We start from the raw sequence: 16,141 nt of genomic DNA on the forward strand, positions 1-16,141 counted from the left end.
CACCGAGGGTGGCGACACCCCTGTCCGAGATCATGGCCCCGGCTCTTCCCCGGCCGCGATACGGTCCGCGCGGGCCATCATCGCCTCGGCCACCGAGCGCGGGCGACGCCCCAGCCCGCAGGCACTGGCGACACCGTCGACCGGTCGGCCGAGCGCCGCCTCCACAAGCGACAACACCTGCAGTTGCTCCTGTTCGGTGGGTACGTCGTGCACCAATCCCGCGTAGAACGCCGTGTGCTCACCCAGATCCAGATCGCCCAGCGGCGAATAGAATTCCGGACGCTGCGGTGGTGGAACGTCGCCGGCGGCGAGCGGCGCGTGGACGAACTCCAGCGGTCGCCCCGCCGGCCAGTGCCGGGCCACCGAGTTGGCCAGATCCACCAGTGGCCGGGTGTCGCGCAGCGTGGTCCGAGCCTTGTTGCGCAGACTGCCCAGGCACAGGTGGACCCCGAAGCGGGTGCCCGCCGGTGCGGCGGCCGCCAGCTCCGCCATGCCACGGGCCAGACCCAGTGCCCGGTCGAGCGCGGTGTGCAACGGTTGCGCCGTCGCCGCCAGCACCAGCTCGGCGGTCGCCTCGAGCTGGATGACCATCTCGGTTCCGGCCAGCTCCCGGACGGCGGCGATCTCCCGGACCGTGGCCTCGGCGAAGGCCCGGCGATACCGCAGCACACCGGTCGCGCCCAATGCCACGAAGGCGAGCGTGAAATCGGTGGGCATTCCGATCTGCAATGCCGTTCCGGCGAGACCGCGGGTTCGATGCAGGCCGGTGAAAACCGGTAGTGCCTCCTCGGTTTCCCGCCGATAGCCGAGATCCATGGAATCGGCGGTCAGCACGCCACCGTTCGCCACGCGATGGCGGGTACGGTCCCGGCTGCTCTGCCACTCCCGGGAGTGCTTCACCTCCAGGACACCCTGTGTCACCAGCTCTTCGATGATCGGGCGGATGTAGAACTCGTAACGATTCGTCTCCCCGGTCGGCAGCGTGCGCAGCCGCGGACCCGCGGCATCGAGCATCGCCCGCATCGCGGTCTCGGTATCGACGGCCGGAAAACTTCCGACGAAATGGACGGCCCGCCTGGTCACTCCGGCATCCTAGCCCGCCGCACAGCACCCGGCAGTGCGACAAACTCCACTGTCCCGCATCGCTTTCCAGCCCACTCGACACCACATCCGTTGCGCGCCCGCACCACCCCCGTTAGGGTCCCGAGCACATGACTGCACGGAGGTTTCCGCTCGCCCGCCCGCAGCGAACGCGGCGGGCGCATCGTTCGACGATCGCGACGAGGCTGGCCGCCGCCGCGGTGACCGCGCTCGCGATGGTCGCGCCCACCGCGGCACAGGCCGACGAGCCGGACCCCGGGAACTGTGCGGCTGTGCCGTTTCCGTCGAGCGGCGGCGGTACCGTCGCGACAACGCTGTGCACACCGGCCGGTGGCGATACCGGCACGGTCATGGTGCTGATGCCGGGATCCAACTACAACTCCACCTATTGGGATTTCCCGCATGCCCCACAGACGTACAATTTCCGCCGCGCGATGAACGCGGCCGGTTACGCGACCCTGGTGATCGATCGGCTCGGCACCGGCGCGAGCACCCGTCCGGCGAGTACCGGCGTGACAGCGACCGGGGACGCGCAGACGCTGCACGAGATCGTCGGTGCCCTGCGCGCCGGATCGGTCGGCGCACAGCCGTTCGACACGATCGTCACCGGCGGGCATTCGCTCAGTTCCGGCGTGGCCGTCCTGGAGGCGACCACCCACCACGACGTCGACGGCGTACTGCTCACCGGTTATTCACACGGGCTGAACATTGCGGGCGCGCTCGGCATCGTCGGTACCTATCGACCGGCCGAGCAGGATGCCGCGTTCACCGGGCGCGGTTACGACACCGGATATCTCACCACCCGGCCCGGCACCCGCGCCCAGTCGTTCCACTCACCCGCCACCGCCGACCCCGAGGTCGTCGCGGTGGACGAAGCCACCAAGGACGTTTTCGCCGCGACCGAGTACCCGGACGGACTGACCTCCACCCTGCCGCCCATGTCCACCGAGATCACCGCCCCCGTACTCGTGGTCAACGGCAGCGACGATGTGCTGTGCGCCCGGATCTGCGCCGATACCGCGACCCTTCAGGCAGCCGAGGCACCGCATTTCTCCCCGGCCGCGCGACTGCGTACCTTCGTACTGCCCGGCAGCGGGCATTCGGTGAATCTCGCGCGCAATACCGGCGACTACCGGGCCGCCGTCCTGGACTGGATGGCATCGGTCGCCGGCTGACCGTCCGCCGCGCGGCGCGCCGGTCGTACAGGGCAGCATCCCGGGCCATCCCCTCGACCACGGGCGTCCCGGCCGACAACAGATCACGCGAATGCGACGATCGACACTCGGGTGGAACAACTCTGCGGGCGAAGGGACAGCCGGTGACAACGCAGCTCGACAAGGGCCGGAACGGCCATCTCACCGCCACCGAGTTGTCGATCTCGGTGGCGGTCGCCGCGACGGCGGATCTCGTCGCCTTCGCGGTGACCGATGAGGGCACCGTGCGCTCGGACGCCGATTTCGTATGCTCCGGCCGACCGTCCGGCCCCGGGATCCGGCTCCGGCCGGGGACGGCAGGCTCGGCCGGTGTGCTGGAGATCCGCCTCGGCGAGGTCTCCCAGCAGATCGCGCAGATCCGCGTGGTGGTGGCCCTCGACGCACCGGGCACCGTGTTCGGCCGGCTGCCCGCACCCGTCGCGACGGTGACCGACGGGTCCGGTAACAGAATCTACGAATACCGGATGGAAAACCTCGGCCGCGAGAACGCCGTCGTCGCCGTCGAGGTCTACCGCCGAGCGGGCAGCTGGAAGATCCGAGCTGTCGGCCAGGGGTATGCGAACGGTCTGGCGGGTTCGGCGGCCGATCACGGAGTTGTCGCGCACGAGGAACCCACGACGGTATCGCGGCCCAGCGGTCCCGCGGACGCGTCACCATCGACCGCAGTGCGGACCGTCCGCGGCGAGGAGAAACTGTCACTGGACAAACGCGCGAAACTCGATCTCCGCAAACATGAGATCGCGAAAGTACTGCTCGGCAAGGGCGCGCGCGACGTGCGGGCCCGGGTAGTCCTGGTCATCGACAAAACCGGCAGTATGCGACGCCTCTACACCGGCGGAACCGTGCAACGCGTCGTCGAACGCGTGGTCCCGGTCGCGATCCAGCTCGACGACGACGGCCGCCTCGAGCCCTACCTCTACGCCGCCGATTACGTCCGGCTGCCAGAAATCACTGTGGACCGAGTCGACGAATGGTCCGCCGAATACTTGCATCTGCGCGGCCGCCACGGCGGCATCGACTACGCCGAGATCGGCGGTTCCAACAACGAAGTTCCCGTGATGCGCGAAATCATCGCCTCGGTGAACCGCCACAGCGAATCGACCCTGGTCCTGTTCTTCACCGACGGCGGTTTCCGGGAGAAGGCGAAGATCACCGCCCTTCTGCGGGAAGCCTCCGTGCTGCCCGCGTTCTGGCAGTTCATCGGCCTCGGCCACGCCGACTACGGACTCCTGCACGATCTGGACACCATGACCGGTCGTCGCGTCGACAATGCCGGTTTCTTCTCCGTCGACGATATCGACACGCTGACCGACGCCGACCTCTACCACCGGCTGCTCCAGGAGTTCCCGGACTGGCTGCGCGCGGCGCGCTCCGCCGGAATACTTCGCCCGCGCGCTACGACCGCGGAGCTCCGGTGAGCAGCGCGGCATGCCGAACCGACAACCACCCGCACGCACCCCGCTTCGAACGTATGGTTACGGCGTGCGTGCGGTACGAGCGACCCAGTCCGCATTGTGTCCGATCGCGTAGGGCCGCACCGATGCCGGATCCACCCAACTCGGTTCCAGGAAGACCTCGCTGTCCCAGCACGAAAGACGGTAGAACAGCAGTGATCCGCGCCGGTCTGCACATCGGATTTCCGGACGATCACCCAGCCGCTCCCGTCGGGTCGCAGGCATTCGCCGCGGCCGTCTTCGCGGCATTCACCGGAGGTGAAGCCGGCCGCCTTGTGTGACCACCGGAGCGACTGCGGCGGGATCACGGGTGCCGGGAGCGGACCGGCACGCCCGTGATCATCCACCCACCGTTCTTGTTCGTTCCGCGCCGGACCTCCCCCGGGGACCCGGGAACCGTTCGGCCCACCGATCGGAGCTGGTGAGATCGGGCCACCAGGGATTTCACCGACCCGCACCATATGTTCGGATCCGCCGCCGCATCGACCGAAAACCGTTGTCCAGCATCTGAGCAACCGGAACTGTCGAATCCGCCCCGCAATCGTGACCTGGCCGCGGCGCTCCGCCGACCGGGCAGCACCACCGCGGCATGTCGTGATCCTCGTGATCGAGGATATGTCAGGGCGGACAAAGATCGGCCGGATCGGCGGGAAAGGTGTCCGAGGCCGGTGGAACCGTGCCGGGGCGCTATGGATCGGATCGCGGAACATTGCACGCCCCGATCCCCGGCGCACGCCGGTGGCGCGCCCGGCGGAGTCCGAGCGACTGCGGGTCGGCGACTACGGTGGTTGGACCAGGGTGAACAGGAGTCGTTCATGGTGCGGTTGGACCATCTTGTCAACGTGCTGGGCGGGTACGGCGTGCGGTTGCGCCACTGCCCGGTACCGCGGGCGACCATGATCGGCAGTGTCGCGATATTCGACGCCACCGGGTCGGAGGAAACGACCGGCGATATCTTCCTCGCCGTCGGCGCCGGTTCCGTTCGCGATGCGGTGGCCGGGGCGCGGGCGGCGAAAGCGGTCGCCGTATTGGTGCGCGGCGACGCCGACTCCGAACAGGGGGAGGCCGGAGCGGACGACGGAGTCGCTGTGCTGGTGGTCGATCCCGCCGTGTCCTGGAGCCAGCTCGCCGGAGTCGTCTACGGGTTGGTCCTGGAGGGGCGCGAAACCGCGTCGGGGCGCGGCCCCACGGACCTTTTCGCGGTGGCGGACAGTTTGGCGGTCGCGGTCGACGGGGCGGTGACCATAGAAGATACGTTGTCGCGCGTGCTGGCCCATTCCACGCTCCGGCGAGAAGCCGATCGGGCCTTCGCCGAAACGGTGCTCCAGCGGCAACAGCCCGATTCCCTCAAGGCGTTGTTCGAATCCCGGGGTATTGCCGCGCATCTGACGAGCTCCGACGAACCCGTGTTCGTGGAACCGGACTCCGGGCACGGGTTCGACGGGCGGATGGTGGTCGCGGTGCGGGTGGGCCGGGAGCTGCTCGGTTCGGTATGGGTCGCCTGCGCGACGCCGTTGCCGGCCGCGCGGCGGACGGCACTGGCCGACGGCGCCCGGACGGTGGCCCTGCATCTGCTGCGGTCGCGGGCGAGCGCGGACCTGGAGCGTCAGGTGGAATCGGATCTGGTGATCCGGCTGCTGGAGGGCAGCCCGGATGCCGCGACGGTGGTCGGACGGCTCGGATTGGCGCCGGCGCCGTTACGGGTCGTCGCGGTCCGAGCCCAGGTGGAGGCGGAACGGCCCGCCGGACTGCTGCTCGCCTTCGAACAGGCCACCTTCGGCTTCGGCTGGTCGCGACCGGGCCGCAGCACCCTCTCGGGCAACACCGTGTACACCATCCTGCCCGGCGAGTGGGTCCGGGTGGCCCGCGACTGGGTCGCGGCGCTGCGGGCCGCGCTGCCGGCCAGAGTGACTGTATCGGCCGGTATCGGCGGACCCGCCACACCGACCGACCTGCCCGCCTCCCGCCAGGAAGCGGACGAATGCCTGGCCCTGCACGAACAAGGGACCACCGATATCCCCGTCCCGGCCTACGACGAATCCTGGGGCGAGATCCTGCTGCAACGGTTGCGAACGGCTGCCCGGGCCGGGCGGATTCCGGCGCGCGGTCCGATCGCGGAACTGCGCCGATACGACCGCGGGCATGCCACGGACCATGTCGCGACGCTGCGGGCATGGCTCGACGCCCAAGGCGATCCGGTCGCTGCCGCCACCCGGCTCGGTGTCCATCCGAACACCGTTCGCAACAGGTTGCGCAAGATGCGTGAGGTCACCGTCCTCGACCTCGAGGACGCCCGCACCCGGCTGGCCATGATCATCGATCTCGCCGCGTTCGAGGATGAATAACCCGGCCCCTGTGCCGACCGCACAACCAGTAGGACCGAAACTGTTCTGTTCGGACATGCGCCGGCGGCGCCGCCCGGGTCATGATGGCTGGGACAGCGCATCGTTCGACGTCGGAGGTGAGCATGGCGCGCGTACCGGGTCGGCTCGACCGCGAACGAGCAGCACGGGATCGGGTGGGGAGTCCGGCACCCGGCTGACCCCTCGGCCATTTCCCCATCCGTGGAGCCGGTGTTCGTAGGGACCCGGCTCCACGGAGTTTCCGCCGTCGGGGCGGCCCTCCTCTCCTCCGCCGCCCCGACGGCCGAAATCACCTCTCCGATCGAACCCGTAGGACGGATATGACCACCGGCTCACCCATCTGGCTGACCACACAAGCCCGCGATCGTCTCCGGGCGGAGCTGGACGGACTGCTCGCCGCCGACGACTCGGCGGGAGCCGAGATCGCCGACCCCGGTGATCGGCTCACCGCCCGGCACCAGCGACTGGCCCGTATCGCGCATATCCGGGACCTGTTGAGCAACGCCGTATTCGGGCAGGACCCTCCGGACGACGGTATCGCCGAGCCCGGCATGGTGCTCACCGTCCGCTACGACGGCACCGACGACACCGAAACGTTTCTTCTCGGCAGCCGTGACGCCGGATACGGCCGGCTCGAGGTGTACTCCCCGGATTCGCCGCTGGGCGCCGCACTGACCGGGGCGCACCGTGGCGAACAGCGCTCGTACCGGATACCCGACGGCACCGAGATCCGGGTCACGCTGCTCGAGGCCCTCCCCTACGGCACCGTCGCCGACCTTCCCACCGACGCCCGATGACCACCGGCGAGCGGACGAGTCCCGGAACGTGCACCACCATGAGTGAGATCACCCTACTTCAGATCGATTCGCCGGCGGTCGTCCGGAACGACGGGACGATCGCCCTGCCCATCAACTCGTGGCTGTCCGCCGGGTTCTGGGATCTGTTCGGTCTCCCCCGTACCGACCGGGTACTGGCCGCTCTCACGTTCGGGACCGAGAGCGCACCGCGGACCTATTTGGCCGGGGACCGCGCCGATACGACCACCTGGCAGGAAGCCCCGCTGAGCGTGGGCGTCCCCCGGGGGTTGGGTCCGGGGCCCGGGCTACTGGAGATCTCCGGTCCGATGCGCCGGCGACAACGCCGGCTGATCGGACGCACCATGCTGGTGATCACTATTGCCGCACCCGTCGAATACGGGTCTTTCCCCGAACACATGTGGGAGGAAGACCGATGGCACACCACTGTTCTGATACCCGGAACGCGGCCCGCCCCGCACTCACCGATCATGCGCAGATTCCGGTAGCGGGCTCCCGCCCCCCGCGCATCGACGCCCCGGGAACCCCGCCCTGCTCACTCCGGTCCCGAACGGAACCGGTACCTGGCTGTGGCGTGCCGGCGGTGTGAGGTCCGGACGCCCACCGGTCCGCCGAATTGTGATCACTACGAGAAGAAGTATCTGCCCCGCCGCCTCCGACGGTTATGTTCGCGCCGGTGAGTATCGCGATCGACAATCCCGAGACCCCGCCCGACGCCGGACCGTCCCCGCGAACCGTGGCGTTCGGGAGCATGATCGGCACCACCATCGAGTGGTACGACTTCTACCTCTACGCGACTGCCGCAGCGCTGGTGTTCAAACCGCTCTTCTTCCCGAATGTCTCCTCCACCGCGGGCACCCTGGCCACGTTCGCCACCTACGCGGCCGGTTTCGGCGCCCGCCCGGTGGGCGCGATCATCTCCGGACATCTCGGTGACCGGATCGGCCGGAAAACTGTGCTGGTGGGCGCCCTGCTGCTGATGGGCGCCGCGACCACCGCGATCGGCCTGCTGCCCACCTACGCACAGGTCGGACTGCTGGCCCCCGTCCTGCTGGCGGCACTGCGGGTGTTGCAGGGGTTGGCGGTCGGCGCGGAATGGGGCGGTGCCGCTCTGCTGTCGGTCGAACACGCACCCCACGGCAAACGCGGATGGTACGGCAGCTTCACTCAACTCGGATCGCCTGCCGGAATGCTGGTGGCGACCGGAACCTTCTATGCCGTGCGCGCCGCATCCGGTGAACAGGCTTTCCTGAACTGGGCGTGGCGGATCCCGTTCCTGCTGAGTGTGGTGCTGGTGGTCATCGGATTGCTGATCCGGCTGCGGCTCACCGATGCGCGGATCTTCGACCGGCTGCGGGAACAGAACGAGGTGGCGCGGCTCCCCGTCGTCGAGGTCTTGCGCACCCAACCACGAAATGTACTGCTGACCACAGGGTTACGCCTCTCGCAAATCGGACTCTTCGTACTGCTCACCACTTATTCCCTGACCTACCTCCAGGACGAATTCGGCAAGAACAGCCAGGTGGGACTGGTGAGCGTGCTGATCGCCTCGGCACTCGGTCTCGTCAGTACCCCGCTGTGGTCGTGGCTCTCGGACCGGGTCGGGCGCCGGCCGCTGTATCTGTTCGGTGCCGTGGGTGGGCCGTTCGCCCTCACCTTGTTCTTCCTGGCGGTGGACAGCGGGTCGGAGATCGCCATAGTCCTGGCGATCGTATTCGGGGTCAATGTCTTGCACGACGCGATGTACGGGCCGCAGGCGGCCTGGTTCGCGGAGTTGTTCGATACCCGGGTCCGTTACAGCGGCACCTCGCTCGGCTATCACATCGGGGCGGTGCTCTCCGGGGGATTCGCCCCGCTCATCGCGGCCGCGCTGCTGGTCGCCGGGGGCGGTCGGCCCTGGCTCATAGTCGGCTACTTCGTCGTCCTGTCCGCCCTCACGGCGCTGGCGGCCGTGGCGGCCCGGGAAACCTACAGCGACGAACTAGGTGAGGTCCGATGAAACGTATCTACCTCAACGCCTTCGACATGGCCTGCGTCGGCCACCAATCACCAGGACTGTGGAAACATCCCGCCGACCAGGGGCACCGCTACAACGACCTCCGCTACTGGACCGATCTGGCCCGCCTGCTCGAGGACGGCGGCTTCGACGCACTGTTCCTGGCCGATGTGCTCGGCGCCTACGACGTCTACGGCGGGTCCCGCGACGCGGCGGTCACCGACGCGGCGCAGTTCCCGGTGAACGATCCGACCCTGGCGGTCTCGGCGATGGCCGCAGCCACCGAACGACTGGGTTTCGGGGTCACTGTCTCCCTGACCTACGAGCAGCCGTACGCACTTGCTCGGAGACTGACCACGCTCGACCATCTCACCGGCGGCCGGATCGCATGGAATATCGTCACGTCGTATCTGGCCAGTGCGGCACGGAACCTGGGCCTGGACAACCAGATTCCGCACGACGAACGCTACGAGATCGCCGAAGAATACCTAGAGGTCTGCTACAAGCTGTGGGAAGCGTCATGGGAACACGACGCGGTGCAACGCGACCCGCACCGCGGCGTGTTCACCGATCCGGCGAAGGTCCACGATATCGAGCACAAGGGCCGTTACTTCACGGTGCCGGGACCATTCCTGTGCGAACCGTCGCCACAGCGCACCCCGACGCTTTTCCAGGCCGGCGCCTCGCCACGCGGCGTCCGGTTCGCCGCCGCGCACGCGGAGGCGGTCTTCGTCTCCGGCCCCAACCCCGAAGTCGTGCGGCGCCCGGTGCGGGCACTCCGCGAAGCAGCGGCCGAACTCGGCCGCGATCCCCGCTCGATCAAGGTGTTCACCATGCTGACCCCCGTCGTGGCCGAAACCCGGGAGCAGGCGCTGGCCGATCTGCGGTCCTACGAACAGTTCGTGAGCGTGGAGGGAGCACTCGCCCTGTTCGGGGGATGGACCGGCGTGGATCTGGCCCGGGCCGACCCGGACGAACCGTTATCTCACGTGGAGACCGACGCCAACCGGTCGGCCCTCACCTCCTTCACGTCGGATCCCACCCGCACCTGGACACCACGTGAACTCGCCACATCACTCGGAATCGGCGGCCGCGGGCCGGTTGTCGCGGGATCACCCACCGAAGTCGCCGACGAGTTGGAACGCTGGGTCGACGAGGCCGATATCGACGGATTCAACATCGCCTACGTGACCACACCGGGGACCTTCGCCGATTTCTCCCGTCTCGTGGTACCGGAGCTGCGGCGGCGGGGAAGAGTTCCGGAACAGACCGAGCACACCACCTTGCGCGAAAAGCTGGGCGGCCGCGGCCCCCTGTTGTCTGCCGATCATCCTGGCGCCGCGTACCGGCGGTGACACCGCGAGTAGACTCCGGTTTCACCCAGGGGTGGGGACAGCCGACAGCCCGGGATTCGACCATGAACACTCGCGCCGACGTCTCAACCGGGGAGCACGCCGGTCTCGAACTGCGCGTTTACGCCGAGTTGAACGACTTCCTACCCCCGCGGTCCCGGTTCGCCGCGCTGCGACGGCCCGTGCGGCCGCATCAGACTGTGAAGGATATCGTCGAGGCGGCCGGTATCCCCCACACCGAGATCGACCTCCTGCTGGTCGACGGCAAGTCCGTCGGTTTCGGGTATCGCCCGCGCGCAGGTGACCGGCTCGCTGTGTACCCCATGTTCGAAAGCCTCGATATCGCGGGTCTGAGCCGGGTGCGGCCGTATCCGCTCCGTGAACCGCGTCTACTCGTCGACGTCAACCTCGGTGGCGCCGCCCGGTTGCTGCGACTGATGGGCCTCGACGTCCGCTGCGAATTCGACGCCGACGATGCCCGACTCGCCGAAATCTCCGAGGACGACCACCGCATCCTGCTCACCCGTGACCGCGGCCTGCTCACTCGCCGGATCGTCACCCACGGACTGTTCGTGCGCGCCGACCTCCCGATCGATCAGGTCGTGGAGGTGATCGACCGGCTCGACCTGTCCAGCGTCTCGGCGCCGTTCACCCGCTGCCTCCGCTGCGGCTCGCCGCTCGCGGACGCGGCCGCGTCGGAGGTCGCCGACCGGATCCCGCCCCTGACCCGTCGCCACTACGACATATTCCGCCGATGCACCGGATGCGACCGGGTGTACTGGGCGGGTGCCCACCGGGACCGCCTCGAGGCGCTTGTCGCACGGATCACCGCCATGGTCCGGACGACATCGCCGCCGGGTGGCGAAACTTGCGGAAATGCAGAAAAACCCAGCTGAGACAGGTGCGGCATCCGGGTGAAACCCGGTTCGAATCGGTAGCCTGCACAGACGGCCACGATACGAACCGAAAAGGGAGCACCGAGTGCGCGCAGTAGGTCGGTGGGTTGTGCGGCGACGCATGCGGCGAGTCGCCGCGATCGTCGCGTCCATGATATTGACGACTCTGCTGGGCGGGGCGGTGAGCGGCGCGGCACCGGTCAGCGCGCCGCTACTGCGGGCCCCGGCCGGCGGGTACGAAGAGCTGATGGTGCCCTCCCGAATGGGTCCGGTGAAAGTCCAGGTCCAATGGGCAGCGCGCGGCGGCGACGCAGCGCTCTATGTGCTCGACGGTCTGCGCGCCCCGCGCGACCACAGCCAATGGGTCAGCGATACCGATGTCCTGCAACGATTCGCCGGCGACAATGTGACCCTGGTGTTCCCGGTCGGCGGAAACGCGAGTTTCTACACCGACTGGTACCGGCCCAGCAGCACCAACGGGCAAGCCACCGCGTACAAATGGGAAACCTTTCTCACCGAGGAACTTCCACGTTTCCTGGAGGGGTACGGGGTCTCCAGGATCAACAAGGCCATCGTGGGTGCCTCCATGGGCGGCGGGGCAGCCCTGACACTGGCCGCCCATCATCGCGACCAGTTCCGATTCGCCGGATCGTTCTCCGGATTCCTGAACCCGACCTTCCCGCTGTGGAACGAGGCGATACGCGCGGCGATGTGGGACGAGGGCCGGTTCAACGTGGACGATATGTGGGGCCCGATCGGCGATCCCGCGTGGAGCCGCAACGATCCCACCGTGCAGGCCGAACTCCTGCGTGGACTGCCGATGTACATCTCGTCCGGCAACGGCACGCCCGGCGCGCCCGACCTGCTGAACGGAGTCGGAAACACGGTGAACGGTATGGGTCTGGAGGCGACGGCCGCCATCGGCGCCCAACTCTTCCGCGACCGGGTCGCGGCCCTGGGGATCCCGGCCCGCGTCGATATCGTCGACGGCACCCACACGTGGGCGTACTGGGCGCGGGCGCTGGCCACCGCCCGCCCGATGATCCTCGATGCGCTCGGCGCCCACTGAGCGCGGCGGACCGTTCCGCCACAACGATTTCCACTCAGGACCGAATGCGTCAGAAGACTGGACAGACCATTCCCATCGATGGAAACTAGAGCGATCTGCTATCGATGGGGTGAGTCGAATGGTCAGGACACATACCGTTGTCGCCGGGGAAACATTGCCGGCCTTGGCCTTGCGCTTCTACGGTGACGCGGAACTATCCAGTTTGCTGTGCGCCGCCGGCGGAATCACCGGCCCGGACCTCGATGACCCCGGCGGGATCGCCGACCCCGCCGTCGAGGTCGGCCAACGGCTGATCGTCCCCGATTACACGAGATACACCGTCCGCGCCGGAGACACCCTGCCGGAGCTGTCCTTACGCTTCCACGGCGACCGGACTCCCGCCGCACTGATCGCCACGGCCAGCAGGATCACCGATCCCGACACTCTGGAGGCCGGGCAACAGGTAATCGTTCCCGACCTCACGAAATACACGGTCCGCGCGGGAGATACGCTGCCGGAGCTGGCGCTGCGCTTCTACGGTGACGCCTCGTTCGCCCCGCTGATCGCCACCGTATCCGGAATCGCCGATCCCGAAACCGTCGCCGCCGGCCAGACGCTGATCGTATTCAACGGGCGCAGCGACGGTTTCGGGCTCACGATCGTGGACCGCAACGAGGACGACCCGCGCATGTGGTACTACCGGTTCCAGACCAGCGCGATCGGCTGGAACCCCGGCGTCAACGTCCTACTCCCCGACGACTACCTCACCAGCGGACGCACCTATCCCGTCCTCTACCTCCTCCACGGCGGCGACGAGGACTTCCGCCGATTCGACTTTCTGGGCATCCGTGAGCTGACCGCCGGAAAACCCATCATCGTCGTAATGCCCGACGGCGGCCGCGCCGGCTGGTACTCCAACCCGGTCAGCTCCTTCGTGGGCCCGCGCAACTGGGAGACATTCCACATCGCCCAGTTGCTCCCCTGGATCGAGGCGAATTTCCGGACGTTCGCCGAATACGACGGCCGTGCGGTGTGCGGGTTCTCGATGGGCGGTTTCGGAGCGCTCAAGTACACAGCCAAGTACTACGGCCATTTCGCCTCGGTCAGCAGCCATTCCGGCCCGGCGAGTCTGCGCCGCGATTTCGGTCTGGTCGTCCATTGGGCGAACGTGTCGTCGGCGGCCGTGGAGTTGGGCGGCGGGACGATCTACGGCGCGCCGTTCTGGAACCAGGCCAGGGTCAGCGCGGACAACCCGGTGGAGCGGATCAGCAGTTACCGGAACAAACGAATCTTCCTGCTCGCCGGCACCAGTCCCGATCCGATCGACTGGTTCGACAGCGTGAACGAGAACCAGGTGCTCGCCGGCCAGCGGGAGTTCCGCGCACGGCTGCGCGACGACGGTATCCCGCACGAATGGCACGAGGTCTCGGGTGGTCATGTCTTCCGGCCCGAATGGTTCACCCAGGACCTCGACGGCATCATCGCCCGGCTCCGGCCCGCGGCCGTCGTACCTTCCTCGAGTGCAGTGCCGGGGGCGGCCTGAACTTTCTGGCACGATCGAATCGACAGCCGCGTTGCCCGGCACCGCCGGGCAACGACGTCAGGACGAGAGGATCGGCCCGGATCGTGGTTATGGACAGCGTGATCAGCCAGGACGGTACGCGCGAACGGAAGGCCGAGATAGTCGAGGTCTTCACCGAAGCATTCGGCGAGATGATCGCCGCCGACCCGGACGCGTTCCGCAAGAAGTTCCGCAAGATGGCCGATAATCCGTTCGCCTTCTATCGCGGATCCGCGTGCCTCTTCTACCACGATATGGCCGCCACCGAGGATCGGTGGGCGGACGCGCACACCGGCAGAATATGGATCCAGGGTGATCTGCATGCGGAGAACTTCGGCACCTACATGGACTCCGCCGGTCAATTCGTCTTCGATGTCAACGATTTCGACGAAGCCTATCTCGGCGCCTTCACCTGGGATATCAAACGATTCTGCGCCAGCGTGGCGCTGCTGGCCCGCCGCAAAGCCGTCTCCGATGCCGATATCGAAGCATTGACAGCGACCTTCGTGCGTTCCTACCTGCGCTTGGTTCGTGCGTTCCACGACGGCACCCAGGACGAGCAGGACTTCAAACTGCACCTGCGGAACACCGAGGGCCCGGTGCACGATGTGCTGCTGGACGCCCGGATGAACACTCGCACCGCACTGCTGGCGAACACCACCGTGGTCGAGAACTACGAACGTCGATTCCGGCCGGGCAAAGGTGTCCGCCCGCTGGGCGAGGAAGAGCATGCCCGGGTGCTGGCGGCGTTCACCCGGTATCTCGACACGATCCCGGCGCACAAGCGGTTCCGGAGCATCACCTACCAGGTGAAAGATATCGTCGGCCGCAAGGGTTTCGGTATCGGTTCAGCGGGCCTGCCCGCCTACAACATCCTGGTCGAGGGACAGACCGAAGCGCTGGAGAACGATGTGATCCTGTCCATGAAACAGGGCAACGTCGCCGCGCCGAGCCGCATCGTTCAGGACGAGCGGATCCGTACCTACTTCCGACACCACGGGCATCGCACCGCGGTATCGCAGCGTGCACTCCAAGCGCATGCCGACCCCTGGCTCGGCTACACCGAGATCGACGGCGCCGGCTTCATCGTCTCCGAACTCTCCCCCTATGTGAACGATCTCGACTGGTCCGATCTCACCGAGCCGGCGGAGATGCGGCCGGTGATCGATTACCTCGGGCAGGCCACCGCGGGTATGCATTGTGTCTCCGACGCCGATTCCGAACAAACTCTGGTCGATTTCCAGAGCGAGGAAGCGATCATCGCTGCCGTCGGCTCCGCGGAGGACGAATTCGTCAGCGATATGGTGGATTTCGGCCGGTCCTACGCTCATCGCACCCGCATCGACCACGAACTCTTCGTCGACGCGTTCCGCAACGGCGCAATCCCGGGCCTCGAACGATCGACACCGATCTCCTGACCACGCGTGCCGAGACAACGCGCAGTGGCCGGTGGGTCCTGCAGCGTCCTCGCCGGCGAGGTCTTCGGTGGTACTCCACTCCGACCGTAACGGTCACCCGAGTGCGAGATCCCGGAGCTCACCCACTGCGGCCGGCTTCGATCGCGCCCGCGCAACGATGGAGGGTGGCGACCAGTGCCGGCAATTGATTGCGGTCGTAGCGTACCGACGGCAGGGAGACCGACAGACCCGCCACAGCGGTGCCGTCGGCATCTCGCACCGCGACGCCGACCGCGACCACCCCGCGCTCGGACAATCCGTTGTTGAGGGCGAACCCCGATCGGCGGACCCGACCGAGCCGGCCGCGCAGGCTCGACAGGTCCGGTCGTTCGCCGGGGCGTTCCGCGTATCGTGCCTCGTCGTAGAGCTCGTCCAATTCGGCGGGGCCGAGCTCGGCGAGCAGCACCAGCCCGGCGGTCGTGCGATGGGCCGGGAAGACCATCCCTTCCCGCGACCCCACCCGTAGAGCCTGCCGGCATTCCACACTGGCGATGAACCGGGCGGTGTCCCCGGTACGGATCGTCAGGTTCGCCGACTCCCCCACCAGATCGACGAGCCGTTCCAGATGCGGCAGCGCAATGGCCCGTAACCGGGAGGTTCCCGATTGCGAGTGGGTGGCCAATTGGAGCACCGGGCCCGGGTGATACACCCGCTGCTCGTCCTGCATCGCGAAGTCGCGGTACACCAGCGTCTGCAGCAACCGGTGGGCTGTCGACCGGGCCACCCCGAGCCGTTCGGCGATCTCACTCACTGTCAGCCCGCCCTCCAGCTGCAACATGACAGCAGCCCGGAGCGCGTGATCCGCGCTGGTCACGATGTAGGCGGGCGGTTTCTTCTGATCGGCTACGGCCATGAGAGTGTTCCGCTCTCCAGAATCTTGTGTT

Annotated in this window: 13 protein-coding genes; 11 read left to right on the forward strand and 2 right to left on the reverse strand. The window is 67.5% G+C overall.

Annotation, left to right across the window (positions count from 1 at the left end; translation table 11 throughout):
* Positions 1–30: 30 nt before the first annotated feature.
* A complete protein-coding gene (locus ACWCPQ_RS02945; protein ID WP_449893990.1) occupies positions 31–1,083 on the reverse strand; it encodes a hypothetical protein in 1,053 nt (350 codons plus the stop codon).
* A gap of 128 nt (positions 1,084–1,211) precedes the next feature.
* Between ACWCPQ_RS02945 and ACWCPQ_RS02950 the strand changes: the two genes are divergently transcribed.
* The 11 genes from ACWCPQ_RS02950 (at position 1,212) to ACWCPQ_RS03000 (ending at position 15,218) form a co-directional block, all read left to right on the forward strand.
* Positions 1,212–2,276, forward strand: a complete 1,065-nt coding sequence (locus ACWCPQ_RS02950) for an alpha/beta hydrolase (protein WP_449893992.1) — start codon at positions 1,212–1,214, stop codon at positions 2,274–2,276.
* 143 nt (positions 2,277–2,419) lie between these two features.
* Positions 2,420–3,733, forward strand: coding sequence for a VWA domain-containing protein (locus ACWCPQ_RS02955; protein WP_449893994.1), 1,314 nt, complete (start codon positions 2,420–2,422; stop codon positions 3,731–3,733).
* Between the two features lie 851 nt (positions 3,734–4,584).
* On the forward strand, positions 4,585–6,114 hold the full coding sequence (locus ACWCPQ_RS02960) for a PucR family transcriptional regulator (protein ID WP_449893996.1): 1,530 nt from the start codon (positions 4,585–4,587) through the stop codon (positions 6,112–6,114).
* Positions 6,115–6,452: 338 nt separating this feature from the next.
* Complete coding sequence (locus ACWCPQ_RS02965; RefSeq protein WP_449893997.1) at positions 6,453–6,929, forward strand: GreA/GreB family elongation factor; 477 nt, start codon at positions 6,453–6,455, stop codon at positions 6,927–6,929.
* A gap of 38 nt (positions 6,930–6,967) precedes the next feature.
* Complete coding sequence (locus ACWCPQ_RS02970; RefSeq protein ID WP_449893998.1) at positions 6,968–7,435, forward strand: hypothetical protein; 468 nt, start codon at positions 6,968–6,970, stop codon at positions 7,433–7,435.
* A gap of 263 nt (positions 7,436–7,698) precedes the next feature.
* The gene (locus ACWCPQ_RS02975; protein WP_449894410.1) at positions 7,699–8,946 is read left to right on the forward strand and encodes an MFS transporter; all 1,248 of its coding nucleotides are present in this window, start codon (positions 7,699–7,701) and stop codon (positions 8,944–8,946) included.
* On the forward strand, positions 8,943–10,298 hold the full coding sequence (locus ACWCPQ_RS02980) for an LLM class flavin-dependent oxidoreductase (RefSeq protein WP_449894000.1): 1,356 nt from the start codon (positions 8,943–8,945) through the stop codon (positions 10,296–10,298). Before ACWCPQ_RS02975 ends, ACWCPQ_RS02980 begins: the two co-directional genes overlap by 4 nt.
* Positions 10,299–10,360: 62 nt before the next feature.
* Complete coding sequence (locus tag ACWCPQ_RS02985; protein WP_449894002.1) at positions 10,361–11,191, forward strand: Mut7-C RNAse domain-containing protein; 831 nt, start codon at positions 10,361–10,363, stop codon at positions 11,189–11,191.
* Positions 11,192–11,342: 151 nt separating this feature from the next.
* Positions 11,343–12,260: an alpha/beta hydrolase gene (locus tag ACWCPQ_RS02990; RefSeq protein ID WP_449894004.1), complete on the forward strand. Its 918-nt coding sequence runs from the start codon at positions 11,343–11,345 to the stop codon at positions 12,258–12,260.
* Positions 12,261–12,378: 118 nt separating this feature from the next.
* On the forward strand, positions 12,379–13,782 hold the full coding sequence (locus ACWCPQ_RS02995) for an alpha/beta hydrolase-fold protein (RefSeq protein WP_449894006.1): 1,404 nt from the start codon (positions 12,379–12,381) through the stop codon (positions 13,780–13,782).
* An 89-nt stretch (positions 13,783–13,871) separates the two neighbouring features.
* Positions 13,872–15,218, forward strand: coding sequence for a DUF2252 domain-containing protein (locus tag ACWCPQ_RS03000; RefSeq protein ID WP_449894007.1), 1,347 nt, complete (start codon positions 13,872–13,874; stop codon positions 15,216–15,218).
* 118 nt (positions 15,219–15,336) lie between these two features.
* Here the strand turns inward: ACWCPQ_RS03000 and ACWCPQ_RS03005 are convergent, their stop codons facing one another.
* The gene (locus ACWCPQ_RS03005) at positions 15,337–16,110 is read right to left on the reverse strand and encodes an IclR family transcriptional regulator (RefSeq protein WP_449894009.1); all 774 of its coding nucleotides are present in this window, start codon (positions 16,108–16,110) and stop codon (positions 15,337–15,339) included.
* Between the last annotated feature and the right edge of the window lie 31 nt (positions 16,111–16,141).

The organism is Nocardia sp. NPDC001965, from assembly GCF_053594175.1.

What these genes read in the sequence shown, in the direction of transcription:
- ACWCPQ_RS03000 (WP_449894007.1), top strand. Translation starts at nt 13,872, where the DNA reads ATGGACAGCGTGATCAGCCAGGACGGTACGCGCGAACGGAAGGCCGAG.
- ACWCPQ_RS02985 (WP_449894002.1), top strand. Translation starts at nt 10,361, where the DNA reads ATGAACACTCGCGCCGACGTCTCAACCGGGGAGCACGCCGGTCTCGAA.
- ACWCPQ_RS02970 (WP_449893998.1), top strand. Translation starts at nt 6,968, where the DNA reads ATGAGTGAGATCACCCTACTTCAGATCGATTCGCCGGCGGTCGTCCGG.
- ACWCPQ_RS02960 (WP_449893996.1), top strand. Translation starts at nt 4,585, where the DNA reads ATGGTGCGGTTGGACCATCTTGTCAACGTGCTGGGCGGGTACGGCGTG.
- ACWCPQ_RS02975 (WP_449894410.1), top strand. Translation starts at nt 7,699, where the DNA reads ATGATCGGCACCACCATCGAGTGGTACGACTTCTACCTCTACGCGACT.
- ACWCPQ_RS02980 (WP_449894000.1), top strand. Translation starts at nt 8,943, where the DNA reads ATGAAACGTATCTACCTCAACGCCTTCGACATGGCCTGCGTCGGCCAC.
- ACWCPQ_RS02965 (WP_449893997.1), top strand. Translation starts at nt 6,453, where the DNA reads ATGACCACCGGCTCACCCATCTGGCTGACCACACAAGCCCGCGATCGT.
- ACWCPQ_RS03005 (WP_449894009.1), bottom strand. Translation starts at nt 16,110, where the DNA reads ATGGCCGTAGCCGATCAGAAGAAACCGCCCGCCTACATCGTGACCAGC.
- ACWCPQ_RS02995 (WP_449894006.1), top strand. Translation starts at nt 12,379, where the DNA reads ATGGTCAGGACACATACCGTTGTCGCCGGGGAAACATTGCCGGCCTTG.
- ACWCPQ_RS02990 (WP_449894004.1), top strand. Translation starts at nt 11,343, where the DNA reads ATGATATTGACGACTCTGCTGGGCGGGGCGGTGAGCGGCGCGGCACCG.
- ACWCPQ_RS02950 (WP_449893992.1), top strand. Translation starts at nt 1,212, where the DNA reads ATGACTGCACGGAGGTTTCCGCTCGCCCGCCCGCAGCGAACGCGGCGG.